Origin of the sequence: Nocardia sp. CY41 (assembly GCF_009829325.1) — a bacterium.
GTDB lineage: Bacteria > Actinomycetota > Actinomycetes > Mycobacteriales > Mycobacteriaceae > Nocardia.
The window spans coordinates 58673-77192 of sequence record NZ_VUOS01000014.1; the positions used below are offsets into that span (position 1 = coordinate 58673).

Consider the following 18520-nt stretch of genomic DNA (forward strand, 5'->3'; position numbering starts at 1 on the left):
GCTGCCGCGAAGTCTTGCCGGGCTTGCGCTCAGGTCAGCCGGACAGCGAACGCGATCGAGCAGCAGTCATCCGCTCGATTCGATTCCGACCCCCTCGCCGACCCGAGGACCCGGACCGCGGGTGGCCCTTCGGTGGATCTTCCGCTGGTGATGTCGAGCGCGCGGAGGCCGGGTATGCCGATCAAACTTCGGAACGATGTCGCTGATACGCGTCGACGTGTAGCGGCCTTATCTCCGGCGGTTGGAGTTTCGTGACGTACTCGTGGATGACCCATTGCGGCGTGCCGACGATAATGCCGTTGATCTCCGCGTCGGCAAATCCGACGGCGATGGCCTCGCGTGGAGCAATGCTGGTCTTGGTCGAATCTTCGAAGGCGTACACGGGCAGGCGACTGCGCCATTCCCCGTAGCTCTCGATCAAACCGTACCTCTGCAACATTCCGTGGGCGTCTTTCAGTACAGTGACAAGATCATCGCTGAGTGCATAGTGGGTGGCCTGGTCGATCGCGTGGGCGAATTCGTGGCAGATATCGTCCGCATATGTTTGCGCACTGCTCGGATGCAATCCATATCGGCGACGGCGGTCGCCGTCGGCGAGAGCCATCTCCCGATCAGATGCATACTGCAAACTGACTGTCAATATGGTTCGGGCGGGGGAAAGCTTGCCGGTCTCGACGTTCTTCGTCCATAGACCGCGGGCAGTGGCGCGCGCCCCCACCAAGAAATCGATCTTCAAGACGCGGATGTTGGTCATGAGCTTGCGGAAACCGGGGGCGTATCGATACCTGTCGAGCAGATCATCCAATTTGCCCAGAACTTCCCGAACCGTTTTCTCCGGGATGTGGGGACTGATCAGCCCGGACAGTTCGATATAGGGGTGATCGAGCTCGAAGTTCGCGACCGATCTGGTCTTGGCCTGTGCTTCGTCGTCGAGCCCGGCCGTCCACAGCGGATGCTCGGGGGCGTGCTGCGCCACCTTATGCAACGCGGACATGGCCGCCATATGCGTATCGAGCACTGTCCTCGAGATCGACTCTGGAAATGCCAGTCGTGCCAGCGCGTCCCCAACGGACTTCACCAGCCGTCCGATCTCGACGATGTCTTGCCGAGGGAGGTGGTGGTCCTGCCACACTCTGCGGCCGTTGACGTCGCGAACGAAGACGGCGGCGAAGGGGCTCGGTTTGCCGGTGATCGCCGCGAAGAGGCCCAGCATGTCGACTGCGCGGGGGTTGTCGAACGCTCCCTCGGCCACGTAATCCCGGAAGAGGACGTGGTACACCGGTGGCACCAGTCGCACCTCGGCGATCGGCGCGCCCATCGATCTGCCGATTATCGCTTTCGTCCACTCCGCCATGGCCTGATCGACATCGTCGTAAACCTCCCGGAGGACCTGTGTCTCGTCCTCGTCGTCGAAGGTCAACAACTCCATCGTGACTCCCGGACGTCCCTGCATCACCTGGATTTGCTTCACATCGGGCGTCTCCGCGACCGTGTCGAGTCCAGTTCGGAGGTTGGTTTCGTCGGCAGAAGGTCGATTGCCTATGAAATCAGGAGGGTGGGCAGCGCCCGGCTCATCGGTGCCGGATTCCGCTGCCGCCTCCGGAAAGAACCGTTGCAAAAAGGCCGCAGCGACATTCTCCGGCGCGGCCAGCGCCTCGAGCGCGCGCCGTGCGTGCTCCAGGGAGACCTGAAACTCCTTGGTGCGTGGGTCCGATGCACGTCCTTTCATCCCCCATTGGGTCACGCTCAAGCCGATGTGGGCGGCCAAGTCCTTCTGAGACATTTTCCTGCGCTTGCGCGCGGCTGCGATCCACGCGTTGGGGTGCGGGAATCTGGGAGCGGTCGGATCGGGTAGGTCGTCAAGCTGTGAGCTGGCGGTCGGCCGGGACCACGGAGTGGTACGCGACGGCTCGGGGCGATCGGTGGAATCAGCCGGGTCGGACGCTCCGGTCCGATTGCTCGAGCGTGACCACGGCGTCGATTGATCCTGGGGACGGTTCCCGATGAGCCCGGATGGGCGATCACCTTCCTTTGGAGCCGAATCGCCTGACTGTTCCGGTGTCTCGAATCGGCCGAAGTTCTTGGTGATGTATCCGTCGAGTTCCATCCAAGTGGTGGTCAGTTGGATCAGGCGGGCGAACCGCAGATGATCGAGCAGCGCGTTCAGGAGGTGACCAGTGGGGGTCTCCTCCGTCGAGGCGGCGAGGCGTTCGAGTGCCTGCGGTAGATCCAGATCCGCATTCGCCGCTGCGCCCGCGCTGGTGGCGGAGCGACCGAGCATGTCGTCCAGATCACGTGTTCGCTGTGTGCGCCTTTCGGCATTCGAGGTGTTGAGTGCCTTGTCCGGTGTTCCTTCGAGTGCCAGTGTCGTGGCGCGTTGGAGATCGTCTTCCAGCCGGAGGCTGCGACCGATCCAGGGCCCGAGCGCTGTCAACAGGTGCTGGCCGGGAGTGCTGAGCAGTCGATCCCATTCCGGCCGGGTGAGCGCGGTCAGCCGTCTGTGCAGCAGGTTGAGCACTTCGCTGATCTGTGTCGTCACCAGGCTGGGGTTCGTCCCTGTCAGCGTGGCAATCGTCGCAGCCGAAGCTTTCTGGGCGTGTTGCCATGCGTCGATGGCCGCGGCCTCCGCACCACGTTCGGGTGGCTTTTCGCCGAATTGCCGCGCCGCCGCGCGTAGCTCCGCTGCGGCGGCCGCGCGGTTGCGCGCCAATTCGGCGAAAAGCCCCTCCGCGTCGGCGGCCTCGGGCGGCCGGCTTCCGATGAACCCGCCGGGCCGGTGCGGGCCGGGCGGCGTGATGGTCGCGTCGAACAGCGTGGGAGGCTCGTAAGCGAGACCCTCGAGAGGAACGGTCCCCAGCATTCGCACCCTCAGCTGCCCATCGCGCACCTCGACCGCCAGCGCTCCGGTGTATTTCAGGCCACGCCAGCGTCGTGATGCCCGCCCGACCGCTGCGGATATCGCAGAACTCACCTGATCCGCACCGAAATCCGTTGCCAGACCCGCTAACTGCGCGGAGTCCACGTGCACGATGCTTTCTCGAGTTGCCCACAGGTGCACCGACCAGGACTCCGTTTCACCAGCCCGCCATTCGAACGTGCCGAACCCTTTGCCCAACAACTCCGACTCCAGAGCCCGACTGGCACGGACCACGGTCGATCCCAACAGCGTTCCGACGACCGTGATGCCGTTGTCGTCGTCTCTGCTCGACAGCGAAACTTCGACGCTGTCGCCCCCTGCGGCTGCCAGACCGTAGTTCACCAGCGACGCAGCGACATCGAGCAGTTGGGTGGGGACCGAGGTGGTGCCCGCTTCGAGAGAAGCCAGCGACTCCGCCAGCGAAGTACGTACCTGCGACGCAGGTGTATCAGGCGCGAACACCGCGGATGTGCGCCGGGGCGAATCGTTCGAATCGGCTGGGGAGTCCGGTGGGCGGCTGCCGATGGTGCCGTCGGGGCGGTCTTGCGTGTTACCCGGACGATCGTGTGGTTGAACGAACGTGACGACCACAGCATCGGTATCCGGGTGGAACATGACACCGTCGGACTCGGATACCCACCTCGTCATCCGCTCGTGGAAGGCCCTGAACACCGGTGAAACCTGTTCGGGTTCGGCACCTGGGTCACCGTCGCGGTACTGCACGATGATGTGTTCGCCCTCACGATATACGACTACGTCGACGTGTCCGGGCGCTCGGCGCAAGGGGCCGAATGTCAGTGGCACCCGCACCTGATCAGGGCTTTGGGTGATCTTTCCGCTATCGGTCCGCACCCAGAAACGGGCATCGTACACGCCGAAGATCGCCTCGATGCTGTTCAGCAGGCCCCACTTGCGCATAGTGAACAGATCCGGCAGGGAGGGCAATTCGCCCTGCCACAGCCGGCCGAGGGATTCATTGTTGAAACTGGTGTCGGTGAGGTCGAATCCTGCCCGCATCAGCACATCGCGTAACTGGGTCGTGCACATCGGGTCGGACAGGCCGCCCAAAGCGTAGGGATGCAGTTGCCCAACCGGGCGGCCGTCCTCGTCGGTGAAGACCACGCCCCAGGCGGCCGCCTCGTCCCCCATGGCAGCCAGCACGTGCATGATGTGGGCGTGTTCATTCTCACCGACCATCCGGCCCCACCGGTCCATGACAAAGGAAATCCCTTGTTTCCCCGTCCGTAGCGGTTCGAATGACGTGCCTTGCAGCGTGAGGAACTGTCCGTCGTGCACACCGAGCACCCGGGGATGAAACTTCGCGCCGATGGCTTCCCGATAGTCGTCGTCGGTGAACGGTTCCTCGGACGTCACCGGATGCGAGGCATAGGCGGGCCGAATAAGTCTCGGCGTTTCCGAACCGTGGCGGGCCAAACCGGTGAGGTCATCGACGACCCGGGTCACTCTCTGCGGCAACAGTGGATTCTTCTCGAGCCCGAGAAGAGTGCTGGACCGCATCTTGGATGCCGCCGCGTCGGCCGCGTAGGCAAGGGCTTCGTGAATATCGATGCGCAACTGAAAGAGCGACAAGCCCGCGTCGGCGGCGGGCCGGGACGATCCGAGACGGTCCACCGCTGCCGCGACCGCGTGGTCCACCTCGCGAAGCCGATCCACCGCCTGCGCGACATCTCGGGTTCGGGTGAGGAAATACAGGGCCGCGCGGTAGGCATCCGGAATGTACTGCGTGGCGGCCGCGCCGAAGTCGCGGTCCGAGCCGGTGAGCGCGTGCGCGAATTCGGCTGCCTTCGCCGGCAGCGATCGCAGGGACCGGATCAGTTCCGAATCCCAGTCGCCTCCTCGGTGTCCGGTCAGGAAGGCATCGGCGCGTCGCGCCCAGTCCTCTGCGTCGGCCCCGGTTGCCTGGTCCCGCTCGGCGGCCGTCAGCAGCCGCTCCGGGAATCGGGTCAGCAGGTCGAACAGACCATCGGGATCATCGGTGAACGCCGATGGCGACGTCGCTGCCATCGGGAGCGCTCCGATGATGTGAAAGACGGCGGTCGCGGCGTCGGCTGTGGTCTGGGCGTCGGCGCTCGACGGTCTGGTGCTGCTGTCGGTGAGCCGCCGCCATCGTTCGGCCACCAAGGCGATCTGCGCTCGTGCCGTCCCGATGGCCACGTCGACCGCGGGCGGTCGGCCGCGATGCACGGCTGCCACATGAGCCGACGCTTCAGCCTGCTTTTCGGCGAGGAAACGATGTAGTTCACCATCCGACAGCTGACCCGTCCAGCCAGTGAGTTCCTGGTGCGTGGCATGCGCCGGATCCGGCATCGAGCGCTCGTCCCGGACGGCTAAATCTTCTTCGAATGGCTGCCGACCGACCGGCTCCGGTACCGAATCCGGTGGGCGGCTGCCGATGTAGTCGTCGGGGCGGTCTTGCTCGGGAGCTGATCGTTCGAGGTGTTGTTCGAAGGTGTGAACTACCTGGGCAGTGTCGGGGTGCCATTCGGCACCGTCGGATTCGGCCACCCATCGGTTCATGCGCTGATGGAACTCGGCGAATACGGGGGCGACTCGATCGGGTTCGGGACCTGGGTCGGGGTCACGATATCGGACCATCGTGCGGTCGCCCTGCCGGTATACGGCCACCTCGATATTGCCGGGTTCGTGGCGCAGAGGGCCGAGGATCAGCGGTACTCGCACCTCGTCGGCGCTGCGTGTTGTCCCGTCACGAACAGGCTTGATCCAGAAACCGTCGTCGTAGACGGCGAACATCGACTCGATGCTTCCTAGGACGCCGAGCGGCTCCATGGTGAACAGCGCCGACACCGGCGGTGCATCGCGGCGCCACAGTTTGCCCTGGCCTTCGTTGTCGAAGTTGGCGTCATCGAGACGGAGCCCCCCGCGCGTCAGCGCATCACGCAGTTGGGCGGTGCCCATGGGATCGAGAGCCTTTTCGAGCCGATAAGGCCGTACCGGACCGTCCAGCCGTCCGTCATCGTCGGTGAACAATGCGCCCCAGCCGGCCAGCCCTTCCCCCATAGCCGATATCAGGTGGAGTAGAGAATCGTGGGTGGCTGCGGCCAGCAAACGCCCCCACTGGTCCATCGCGAAGGAAACACCGTCTGACCCGGTTTGCAGCAGCTCCGACGACCGGCCGGTCCATCTGATGAAAGTTCCGTCCTGCACAGCGAAAGCCTCGGCTGCTAGAACGGGGGACGTTTCCTCGTCGTGGGCCCCGAGCACATCCTGGACCGCAATGGGGTGCGCGGTGTAGGTCGGTCGGATCGGTCTCGGTGTTTCGGAGCCGTGCCGGGCGAGAGCACGGAGGTCGAGCACGATTCGCTCGATCATCTGCGGGAGCTGTGGATTGTGGTCGAGGCCCTGCATGGCGCTGGATCGCATAGCGGGAGCGATCGCCCCGTCCGCGGACGCGATTGCCGCGTGGATGTCCATTCGCAGCTGAAGCAGCGACAGCCCTACGTCGGTGGCTGCCCGGGTCGACCCCAGGCGATCTACCGCCGCCGCAACCGCGTGGTCCAGCCCGCGAAGCCGGGCGATCGCTTGGTCGGTGTCGTGGCTGCGGGTCATGTAGTACATCGCCGCCCGGTAGGCGTTCGGAATATATCGACCGGCGGCCTCGCCGAAGGTCCGGTCCGAGCCGGTGAGCGCCGTAGTGAATTCGGCTGCTTGCGCGGGCAGCACACGCAGTGACTCGATCAACTCTTGATCCCAGCCGTTGTCGCGTCCCGCGACGAGGTATTCGTCGGCAATTCTTGCCCAGTTGGAGCCGTCGACGAAGCGCGTCGCACCTAGTTCGGCGGCTGCGCGCCTTCGCTCCGGGAATCGGGTCAGTACATCGAGATCGTGGATATAGGACGCCGACCGAGTGTCGGCCGAGTGCAGCGCTCCGATTACCTCGAATACATTCGTGGCGGCATCGGCCGCCGCGAGCAACGATCCGGAACCACCGGCGGCGCTTCGGTGCAACTGTTCGACCACCAATGCGGTCTGTACTCGTGCCGCGGCGATGGCTGCTTCCAGCGCGGGCGATTGTCCGCGGCGCAGGTGTGCGATGTGCGCCGAAGCTTCGGTCTGGGCGCGGGTGAGGAAGGTTAGCAGACCGTGGTCGGACAGCTGGGTTGCCCAGTGGGCGAGTTCTTCTCCCGTGGCGTGGATCGAATCGGGTCCGGCGGGTTCGGCGCGCGGGGACGGATCGGCCACCGTAGCCTCCGGCACGCCGCTTGGACGACTGTCGCCGAGGGACCCGGACCCCGGAGTGCTCCTCGGCGGGGTGTAGGTGGGCAGCCCGGCACGCTCGTCGACCGGTCCGATGAGATCGGCGGTGGGGTCCGCTCCGGCACGTCCCGGCTCCCCCGGAGCCACCGGCGCGTCATCCCCGGGCCTGCTGCCTATGAATTCGCCCGGCCTGGTCCTGCCGTCGCCTGGCGCGGAATCGCCGCGTGACCCCGGTGGAATGGGCGGCTGATCCGGCTCCGCCCCCGCCGAAGTCCACGGCGTCGGCCGGTTCTGCTCGCTTGCGGTGCGGACAGACGGTTGACGACGGGTGAACGCGCGGCGCAAGCGGGCGACCGTCTCGGCACGAACGTCTGCCGCGACATCGGCCGGCAACCCCAGCAGCTGAGTGGCGCGGGTAAAGGACATGCCCTCGACCAGATGCAGCATGACCAGCCGCTCCGCGGTGGCGGCATCGTCCATGTCGGCCAGTGCGGCGCGGACCTTCCGCACGAAGCCGGTGTCGGAGGACCGTACCGGCGCCGAATCGGCTACGACCGAGTGTCCCGACCTGTCGTCGCTGATCGGAGCGTCCAGCCGCAGAATGCGGTCGTCGAGATCGGGGAACCGGATCGCGAGGCGGTACCGCAATATCGCCCCACGGCAGCTGGCCCACGCGTGTGCAGCGAACGACGCAGACGGAACGTGATTGCCGATCGCGAGCAGCATCCCGATCCAAGCAACCTGTTCCACCTCGTCACGAACAGCCGGATCTTCGCGACGCGCGACCGCCTTCGGAATCCACGCGAACCTCTGGTTGATCTCGTCCTTGACCTCCCTTTCCGCGGGCGAACCCACCCGAGTCACGACATACCGTTGGAACAGTTCTTCTTCGTCTCGATAGCCGGACCGCTCGTATCGATCCGCATAGAATCGCTCGACGATCTCCAGCAACAATTCGCCGCCGACGCCCTGCGCTTGGCACAGTTGCCGCAATTTACTCAACCGCGGAAGATAGCGATCGTTCTCGATATCGGAAAGAGACCTGCGAGGCATCCCCACTCGCCGCGCGAGTTCGGTTGTCGTCATTCCTTCGTCGTAACGCAGCGCCGCAATCCATCGCCCCAGCGATTGGTGTGCAGCGGGATCGATGTCGGCGGTGATGTCCGGGTAGAAGTCCCGCACCGCCTGGATCAGCAGGCGACCCGAGACTCCCAGCCCCCGGCAGATTCGCCGGAACGTGCCGAACTGCGGCCGTCGATTCTCGGTCTCGACCTGTGCCAGGTATTTCGTGGACAACCCGGTCACGCGGGCGAGTTCGACGCGAGTCATGTCCCGGTCGTTACGCAGCGCGGTAATCCATCCGCCGAGGTCGTGTGCCGCCGGCTCGAGGTCGAGATCGATGTGCGGATAGAACTGCCGGGTTGCCGCCCGCAACAGTTCGTCGTCGATGCCCAATACCTCGCAGATCCGCCGGAAAACCGCGAACCTCGGCACATATTCTCCGGTCTCGATATGGCCGAGATGACCCCAGCCAGGCCCGATCGCTTCCGCGAGCTGCAGCCTGGTCATATCCCGGTCGTGACGCACAGCCACGATCCAACCGCCGGGGGACGCGGGATTGTGTGTGCGCGGGGATAGATCGAGTTCGAGCTCCGGATAAAAGTGGCGGGTGGCCGCGCCGAGGAGTGTCGGCACAACCTCCAGGGCCCGGCAGATCCGGCGGAAGATGATCGAGTTCGGAGTGTATTCTCCGCCCTCGATCCCGGCGATGTAGCCCGCCGACGTGCCCGCGGTTCGTGCCAACTCGGCCTGGGTCATATTGCGGCTGTGCCGCAGCGCCATGATCCACGTACCGGTTGAGGCCGAATCGTGCGCCGCCGGATCGAGGTCGAGCACGAACTCCGGATAGAAGCTGCGCGCAGCCGCCGCCAGCGCCTGCTCTCCTACGTCCAATGCTCGAGCAATTCGGAAGAAGAGGTTCGCTGGCGGGCGATCCCCGTTCTCGACCTCCCAGATCCGCGTCGGCGTCACTCCGACCGCGCGTGCGAGATCCGCCTTTGTCATTCCGCGGATGTTGCGATGCGCGGCGACCCAGCCGCCCAGCGAATCATGCGCGGCGACATCGGTTTCGAGATCGATATCCGGATAGAACCGCCGAGCGGCCGCGACCAGCGCCTCGCCCTCGACTCCCAGCGCGCGGCAGACCTGCTGAAAAGTGCCGAGCGTCGTCCGTCGTCCCTTCTCGATATTGGAGAGTGCGGCATTGGTCAGGCCCGCGGCCTGCGCCACGTCCTTCTGCTTCATCCCCTGTTCGAGCCGCAACGCCTTCAGCCACGCGCCACGCGAGGCGTCCAACGGATCGGGCTGCTCACCGGGACGGCTGCCGATGAGGCCGGGCGGACTGTCCCCTTCGACCGTCACCCGCCGCGCGTCCGCGCGACTCGCAGCGTCCGATTCACCGGCCCGTTCTCGCGGTCTGCTGCCGATGAATCCGTGGTCGCCCGTGTCGGGCAGACTCGCGACGACGGCCAAGGGGCCGGGCGAAAGCCGCAGCACAGTACCGCGCCGGTCGATGGCCAGTACTTCGCGCAGGTTCGGGATAAGGTGCCGACGCAACGCCAGACTCAATTCGACCGGGTCCGCGGCGGAGTCGGTCAGGTTCACCACGATCCGATCGGCCTGGCGTTTCACATACACCTTGCGGCGGATCTCGAAGCAGATATTGCTGACTTTGCCGGTAGTCGGCGAGTAGCAGTCGAAGATCCGTCCCTCTATACGGAAGTCGGGCAGCCGCGCACCGGATTCGACAGGGTGCTGCTCGACCCGGAAGCCGGCCCGAGCGAGGACAACCGCCGCCTCGTTCTGCCGCTGCAAGCCCCGCTGTGCGTGCCGGAGACCGGGCGGCACAGGACCGGGACCGAGCACCGGGACGGCGGCGTCCGGTCCGAATGGCACCGCGTCGGAATCGGGATCACGAGACGGCCGGGTGAGGCCGGCGTCGCCCGCCTCCTCGAAAAGTCCTTCGGCGGCCAGCCGTATCCCGCGCCGGATCTCCGGATCGGCGGGCAGGGCGACCTTCGATCCGCCCTCGGCGGGCTGCCACGACCGGCCCGCCAGGTCCTCGTGCGACACCACGTCGGTCCGGACGCCGGGCCAACCCACTGATACCCGGAACCGCCCCCGCCCCAGCACCGAGCGCTGTCCGTCCTCCTGTGCCCAACCTTCCGCCGCGCACCGCCGGTACAGCCATTCCGGAACCGACAGTTCGACGACATCCGGGTCACCCGGCACGTCCGAACCCCATACGCGCGCCGCCGCCGCACGTCCCACCACGACACCGTGCTCGGCCAGCAGCCGACCGAGCTCACCGGCATCGATCGGACCGTCCGATCCCGGTGTACCCGCCTCCGCCGTTCTCCGTTCGGCGCCACCTTCCGAATCGAACGATGGCCGGCGGCCGATGAGACCGTCCGGGCCGCGCGGCCGGGCACGCTGTTCGGCATCGCCACCACTCGACTGCCCCGCCACCTTCGCAGGAGGCTGCTCTTCGGGCACTGTAGCTCGGCCGGCAGGTGGCGCGGTCTCCGGCGGGTGCCGGTCGGCGACGATCAGCCGTTCGATGGCGAAATCCAATGTCGAGTAGTAGCCGTGCCGCGTTGTGCCGTGCCGATCGAGGGTCTCGAGTTGTCTCCCGTGCTCGGTGGACAAAGGGACGACGAGTCGATCCGAGTACTTCCCGTCCTCGGCCATCCGCCGCTTGATCTCCTCCTGGGCCTGCCGGATCAACCTTTGGGTGCGGTCGTACTCCCCACGGCTGGCGCGAGTTTCGGGGTCCGCCGCGATGCGTTCCGGTAGCTCGATGACGTGCCGGTCGATCCACGCTTCGTCGTATCCAGCGCGGCGAAAAGCGTCGCGGATCGGCTCGGCAACCGGTCGCCAGTGTCGTTCCCCGGTGTCGGGATCGATGATCAGACGTTGCTCCCGGGAGACCTGCAGGTCGCTGTAACAAGGAATGATGTAGGCGTCGTCGAGGGGGTAGGCGTATCTGGGACTCCCGTTCAATGGACGGAACGTGGCGTCGCTGGCCAGATGAGCCTCGTCCGATGCGGTCGTCTTGGCTTCGTTGCGTAACGGCGTCGTCTCCGTGATCGCGCCGAGCGGCATGACGACGATCGCGCCGAGCGCGTCGGGCAATACAGTGCCACTGAGTGTGCGGCGGAGTCCGGCGTATCCGACATACATGTTGAAGTTTTCCGTGCCCTGCCAGTCCCCGGGCTTGATGAAATGCACCCCGACGGAATGGGCGGCCGTGGTGTTGACGACGTCGTCGTGTGCGCCGGACCGGATCATGCCCGTTGTCGCGATGGCGCGAATATTCGGGGTGAAGTGCAGATACAGTGTGTCGGCCGGATCCACGAAGGTGCTGAAATCGGATCGGCGCTCCACCGACTCGTCCACTACTCGGGTGGACAGATCGGGGGTGGTCTCGGGAGCGCGCACCATCGTGCGCACGCGGGCTATGGCGTCCTCCAAAGCCCTGACGTTCCTCGCATCGTGATCCCGGAACACGAATCCGCGTATCGACGATTCGGCGAATATGCTTACCGCGGACTTTTCGACAGTCCTCAGTGCGTCATCGACGACCATGGTGATGTGCCGGGGCGCGGCCATGGCGGCTACCGCTTCGACTGCATCTTCTCTGCTACGCAGCCCTCGGGTGATCTCCGACAGCAACGGTGCCAGCTCATTTTCCGGGATATCATGCCAGTCGACGCTTATCTGCCGACGCGCCGCCGATATTTCGGACCGCATCGCATCTATGCCGTCGAGCAAAGCCCGGACCGTCCTGCGCGAACCGCGGTCATAAAGCACCTCTGCCGCGCGGTCGAGCCGGCCCTGGATTCCGCGCTGCAAACGCCGTATCGCGTCATCGGCTCGGAAGAACTCCGCTCGAGGCGAATCCAGTTCCGCAAGCCGAACCCGAGCCGCCGTGCGTAACTCCTGGGCATAGCGATCTCGCCCCCCGGGAAGCGACGCGATGATTTTATTGCGCTTGACCGGGACCATCTCGGCAAGCACCCGAATATCTCGCTCGTCGAGACGCGGGCGCGCAGTGATCTCACGCAGGGTCGCGATCATCTGATCACGCTGTCCCTCTGCGGTTTCGGCGTATGCGGCCAACTGCCGGCCCAAGAATGCACTCAGCTCATCGCGGACACCCATCAGCGACACCATGTCCACCGTTCCCGGTTCACCGACCAGTGGCGCGAGCGCGTGCTCCACTTCGCGCACCTGGTCGGTGATCCGGTGGACTGCCTGATCGCGTTCGGTCAGTGCATCCGACAGTGCGACGGCAAGCTCCTCGGTGAGCAGAAGCTGCTGGGGAACGACAACAGGCCCTGTCATCTGCTCAGCGGGGAGATCCCCCGCAGGAAGGAACGACATCGCATCGGATGATCGGCCGCCGATCGAGCCCTCATCTGCGATGTGTGGTTCGCCATCACCGTCCTCGCCGGAGTGGCCGATGGAGTCCGCTCCCGTGCCGCGACTTCCCGGCTCGTCGTGCGGCCTCGCCCGGCCGGTGCGGACGTTCGATGGCGCCGTATCCGGTTGGCTCGTATCGGCCCGGACGGAGTTCCCCGGTAACGAACCGTCGCCGACCGGGCGATGACCGGCGAGTGCGAACTGGTTCCGCCGCAGCGGTGGGGCACGGCTCGACCAGAGCGATGGTGGAGGGAGTCCTGGGTCCTGGGAGGCGACGGCAGAACGCCGTGTGGCGGAAAGGCGGTCGAGGGGTTCGCCCTTGTGGTCGAATTCGATGGCGAAAACGCGGCGATCGGCCTCCGTCAGTCGGTCGATGAACGCTTGCTGCTCACGCCGCCACTGCTGGAACGGGACTGCCTTTTTCAGCAGCGCGGGCCGGGCCGCCAGATCCGCCGCGGTGATCGGAGCCTGTCCGGGGGCGGCCGCGATGTCCAGGACGACCAGGTTCGGGGCCTCCGCCCGGTCACTGGCGTTGACCAGCAGCACCAAGTGACTTTCGACTTCCCCCTTGTTCATCCACTTGTAGACCAGCGCCTGGCTACCCCAGGGCCGCCCTTCCAACGATTCGGCAGCCTCGTCCAGCGACCGGAATGCCCGGAAGGCGCCGCCGAAGGCCCGCTCCGTGGCTTCGGCGTCGTGGCCCCGCAGTGGCATGTCGTCCGGGAGGTGGTAGGCGTGCTCGTTGTCCGGGTACAGCACCCGCATCATCGTCACGCCGTTGTTGACGCAGCTCTTCGGGCTGCGCTGGTGAATGGCGACGGCGAGGTCGAGCAAGGCGGTGACGGCCAGATAGGTGGAAGCGGTGAGAACGAGGAGTTCGGTGGCCGGGTCGTCGGCGATCTCGGTGCGGGCGAGCAGGCGGGCGACCGCGTCGGCGAGCACATCGCGGGCGGTGGCGGCGTTCACCTCGGTGACGGGAACCTCCAGCAGGACCGCCAGCTCTGCGCGGGCCGTGTCGACTGCGGCGCCGACCTGGCGCACGCCCTCCGCGCCAGCGACCTGGGCGGATTCCCACCCTAGTTCGGCGGCCAGCCGGTTGCGCTGCGGCGTCAGTCGATTCAGTGCTTGCTCGTCGGTGAGGGCGTCCGCCCGCAGCACCGCCGCGGGCGGGGCGTGGTCGAGGTGCTGGTTCAGCGCTTCCACGGCGGCTGAGGAGACGCCTGCTCTTTCCAGCAGTCGGCTCAACGGGTCGTCGGCATCGTCGTTGTCGAACACAGCCGCGGCCGCCTGGACCGATGCTGGGATCCCGAGCCACCCGGCCAGCCGCGCGAACCGGTCCCCCCGCAGGTGCGGTTGGACGGCGTCAGGCCCGGCGTGCAAAGCCTCCATCGCGGTACGGTCGATATCAGCTCCGGCGTGGCCGGTGTCCGACCTGCTCTGGCGAGTGTCTGCCCCGGCCTGGCCGGTATCCGCCGAAGTATGCACGGTGCCCGACTCGGTGTGGAGGGGGCCCGGAGCGACAGTGGTCTGGAACGAGGGGGCAGCGGGAGCGACTGCGGTCGGGGGCGCGTGGGCCTGATTGGCGCGGCGCATCGCACGCTCCAGATACATGCGGTCGGCCGCGTCGTTCTGCAGGGTGGATGTCAGGCTGCGCATCTCCCGCTCGGCCGCGGCGACATCGGCCGCGGTGGCCGCAACCTTCGTCCGCGCCGCCTGCACGGCCTCACCTGGTCGGGCCGCATCCGTACTGCCCGTCCGACGGACGGCTTCGGTGTATTCCGCGGTGGCTTCGGCGTGCTCGGCCAGTGCGGTCCGATAGTGGGTGACCGCGACGCGCGCACCGTGCTGCTGCGCGTCGCTGTAGAGGCGGTCGGACGCGGCGACGTTGAAACAGAAGCTGCCGTTGCGGCCGTTGCGCCCAGCCCGCGCCGACCACTGATGATCCTCGTCCGGGTTCGTCGGCGAACGCCCCAGCATGTGCGCGTGCACCCCGCCCAACCGGTCGACCTCGTCGCTGATCGATACGTCGAAGCCCCGGCCGAGCATTCCCGTGCCGACGGTCACCGCGCCCCGGACACCGGCGGTGTCCTTGACCGACAGCAAGTGTTCCTCCGCGGCATTGTTGTCGCGGTGCTCGGCGAACCACCGGGCGTCGATCGCCGTGTGTTCCACGTCCGCCTTGGTCAGCATCAGCGAGAATTTCCGCGCCAGATCGTTGAACGGGCAGATCACCAGCACCGGCCGTCCCTCGGCCTGCAACTGCTGTACCCGGCTCACCGCGTCCCGCAATTTCTCCGGCTCGGTGAGGAATATCCGATCCTGCTCCCCCGCCAGTTTCGACCGCCCGAAGTCCTCCACCTTGGCCAGACCACCCTCGACCGGGAAGTTCTCCTTGATCTCGGCCGCGGTCCGTTCCAGCGTGCCCGACATCAGATGCAGATGTTCGTATCCGCCGAGGACGTCCTCCACGGTGACCTGTTTCGATCCCGTCCCATCGGAATACACCGGGGCGCCGAACATCGCTTCGACCATTTTGTGACGGCCTCCGAACCACCGGCTCTCGGTGCCGATCTTCGGATCGCTTCGCGGCTTCCCGTACTCGTCGAGAATCTGGATCTTCTTCTCGGCATCCCGCCCGAAGATCTGAAAGTCCCGATTCAGTTTCAACCGGCCCGCTCTGACGTCCAAGAAGGCACGGGCCATCTCGGTTTCCTCGGCGGTGAATGCACGCCCGGCGTGGCTTTCCCACAACCCGCTCACCGTATCGAGGCACCGCTCGGGTTGCTCGCGCAACAACCGCGCTGTCAGCGTCCGTGCCGCCCCGACCTCCTCCGCCGACAGCGGCCGCGCCGCCCCGCCCTCCGCCACCGACAGCGGCCCGTCGTGGAGTGCTTCCCCGAGATGCGCCGACAGGTCCTCCGCCGTCGTGATTCTGCTGCGCAACACGGCTTTCAAGAAGTCACGGACCCGGTACACCGCGGCGGCCTCCACCTCCGAGGCGAGCTCCCGCTGTCCGTCGGACTGGTAGTGCACCGTCTGGTTGTGCACCAGCACCGCATCCGCCTCGTCGATGGTCGCGGTCTTCCCCGGCGGCGGCCGGTCGAACAGCTCGGCGGTCGCGCGCTCGTCGTAGGTCATGTAGTACACGGTCGGGCGTTCCGTCTCACCCGGCGGGTTGTGCGGATCCCAGCGCGCGACCTCGTACCCGAGACTGCGGAGCATCGGCGCGAATTCCCGGACCCCCTCGTTGGCCAGCACCTCGGTCGTGGTGATCACATGGTGCACCCGCACCGGCTTTCCGCTCGCCTGCTCCACCGGCTCCCCGCGCGACAATTGCCGCAACGTATCCAAGGCACCGACCATGGATTTGCCCTGCCCCGTGCCCATCTGGCGCATGAACCCGTGCTCGCCGAGCAGGAACGCCTTGATTTGATTCCACCGCGGCGTCTTCCCGGTACCCTCGCGCATCGCGTCGATGTACCGCAGCAGCGACTCGGCCCGATCACCATGTTCCATCGCGTGCCTGCGCTGCTCCCACGACTCAGCGGCCAGCTCCTCGTGCCGCAACCGATACAACGCCAGCGCCTTCTTCGCCGCACCTTTGAATTGCGTCTGCTGCTCGGCGCTGAGGTCTTGCTTCGTCGCCGGATCCGCCGACGGCAACCCCGCCAGCTCCGCTACCAGCTCCGCCGCCGGGCGGTCGGGTCCGTCGTGCACGGACGGGCGAACGTCAGCGGGCACGGCGTCCTTGGACGGCTCCACAGCCGGTGGCTCGTGCACCGGTGGTACGTCGGCGTACTTCGGCGCCGTAACCCGGGCGAGGCCTTCGTGGCCCGCGCCATGGCGACCGGACGCATTCCCCACCTGCACCGGCGGATCGAGTTTCCCCGGCCCCCGCCCCGGCCGCACAGCCGCCGGCTCGTGCCCGGCCATACCGTCGCCGACCGGAGCCCGTGCGCTCCGGCCGCCACCGACCGCACGCGCGTGGTCCCCGCCATGAGCTGCCGACTGCCGCGGTCCCGAACCGGAGTGGTCGCCACCCGCGCCCGACGACACCGCACCGGAAGCCACACCCCCGGCAGCCTGCGCACCACCAGCACCAGGGCCACCGGCGTGCGCATCGGCTCCACCGTCGGCACCGTGCGCACCACCACCGCCCCGCCCATCGCCGGCTTGCACACCGCCGCCACTACCGGCATGCTCGCCGTCCCCGGTTTGCGCATTGCCGACGTCAGCGGCCTGCGCACCGCCGCCATCGTGCCCCGCACCGCCATGTGCGCGAGCACCATCGTCGTGCCCATCATCATCGGCCTGCGCGGGATCACCGGTCTGCGCAGCGCCACTACCGCCCGGAACATCTGCACCGGCCCGCGCGCCGCCACCGGAGGTCTCTTCGCCACCGGAGGGAAGGTCTACACCCGGCTCCCGATCGTCGGCATGGTCTGCCGATCCCCGGTCGCTCGGTCGCGCGGTCGAATGGTGTTCACCTGGTTGCCCATCCGCTCCCGCTCGACTGTTCGTGCGGTCATCCGGCGCGGGAGCCTGCTCACCCGATTCCGAATCGCCGAGGCGCTGTGCCAGGTCCCCGGCCTCATCCGGCTGGTGCCGCCGATCACCCGTCGCTTCCGGTGGTCCGGACGAAACCAGGTTCCGTCCAGGCTCCGATCCTCCGGCATCCGTAGCGTGGCCGGGCACGGCCGAGGTCGCGAGCTGCGGGGTGGTGCTGTCCACCGGCCCAGCAGGCGGAGCGGGCGTCAGCGATTTCACACCCTGGGGAGCCCCCGCCAGTCCCAGCACGGCATCCTTGCTGAGACTCACCGTGGATGGATCCGGGGGAACGTAGGCGCCGCCGCCGTCGACCACCTCTGCGAGGGAGGAACCGAGATCCGGGTGGACGCCACGGTGGACATCCACGACTCCGCCGAATCCGCCGCTGAGCAGCGACGCCAGGACGTCTTCGAAGTGTTCCGGCCAGCCCGTGACCAATGCCGCCGCACCCAGACCGGACACCGCGCCCGCGACCCCTTGCACCAGTCCGAGCGCCGAGCGGCTGGTCTCCAGCCTGGGAAGAAGCTTGGGCGCGACCTTGCCCGCGGCTATGCCGCCCACCGCGCCTCCGGCGCCCGACACTGCTGCGGCTTCGACCGACTTCAGATCGATACCCCTCGGGTTCTCCCCGTTCGGGCCCTTGACGGTCGCGGTCCGGTCGCCGGACTCGACCTGCGCGATCTGTACCCCGAGATCCACACCCGCGGGCAGCGCGGCGGCTGTGCCGACCGCGAGAACGAACCGGTGCGGCCCCAATGCCGCGATTCGGGTCGCCGTCTTCGCCGCGCCCGCCTTGTAGGCCTGTTCCAGGCCCGCGCGCATCAGCGCGACCCTGCCTCGGCCCTCGATCAGCATCGACTCCACCACGGGAGCCGCCGCAACCTGCCCGGCCGGACCGGCCGCGGCGGCTGCCGCCAACGTGCTGATGATGCGCCAGGCCAGTTCGACGCCGAACGCGAACATCACGCACAGCGTCTTCTCCGCATCGTTGGCGGCCGCGTGAGCTTGATCGGCCAAGGCCAGCGCTTCCTCCCGCAGTTTGGCCGCGCCCTCCTGGTGCAGATGCAATGTCTCGCGCACTCGGTCACCCAGGGTGCCGAGCGAATCCTCCTGCGCGAGTATGTTTCCGGCATCCTCCGCGTGCTCGTTCATGGCGTCGGCCTTGGCCCGCAGCTCCGCGGCCATCCACCGCATCCTGGACACGTCGGCGCGCGGCAGGTCTCCCCCGAAGACCACCAACTCGATCGGGCGACGCACCGGGCCGGGCAAACCCTCGAACAAGCGGCGCAACTCCACGACCGGGTTCAGCGACATCGAACCGTCCACCGGCACCGC

1 protein-coding gene is annotated in these 18520 nt (G+C 66.8%); it reads right to left on the bottom strand.

What is annotated here, in order from left to right; all coding sequences use genetic code 11:
- Positions 1-181 precede the first annotated feature (181 nt).
- A complete protein-coding gene (locus GVY64_RS16805; protein ID WP_159842409.1) occupies positions 182-18511 on the bottom strand; it encodes a helix-turn-helix domain-containing protein in 18330 nt (6109 codons plus the stop codon).
- Positions 18512-18520: the final 9 nt, after the last annotated feature.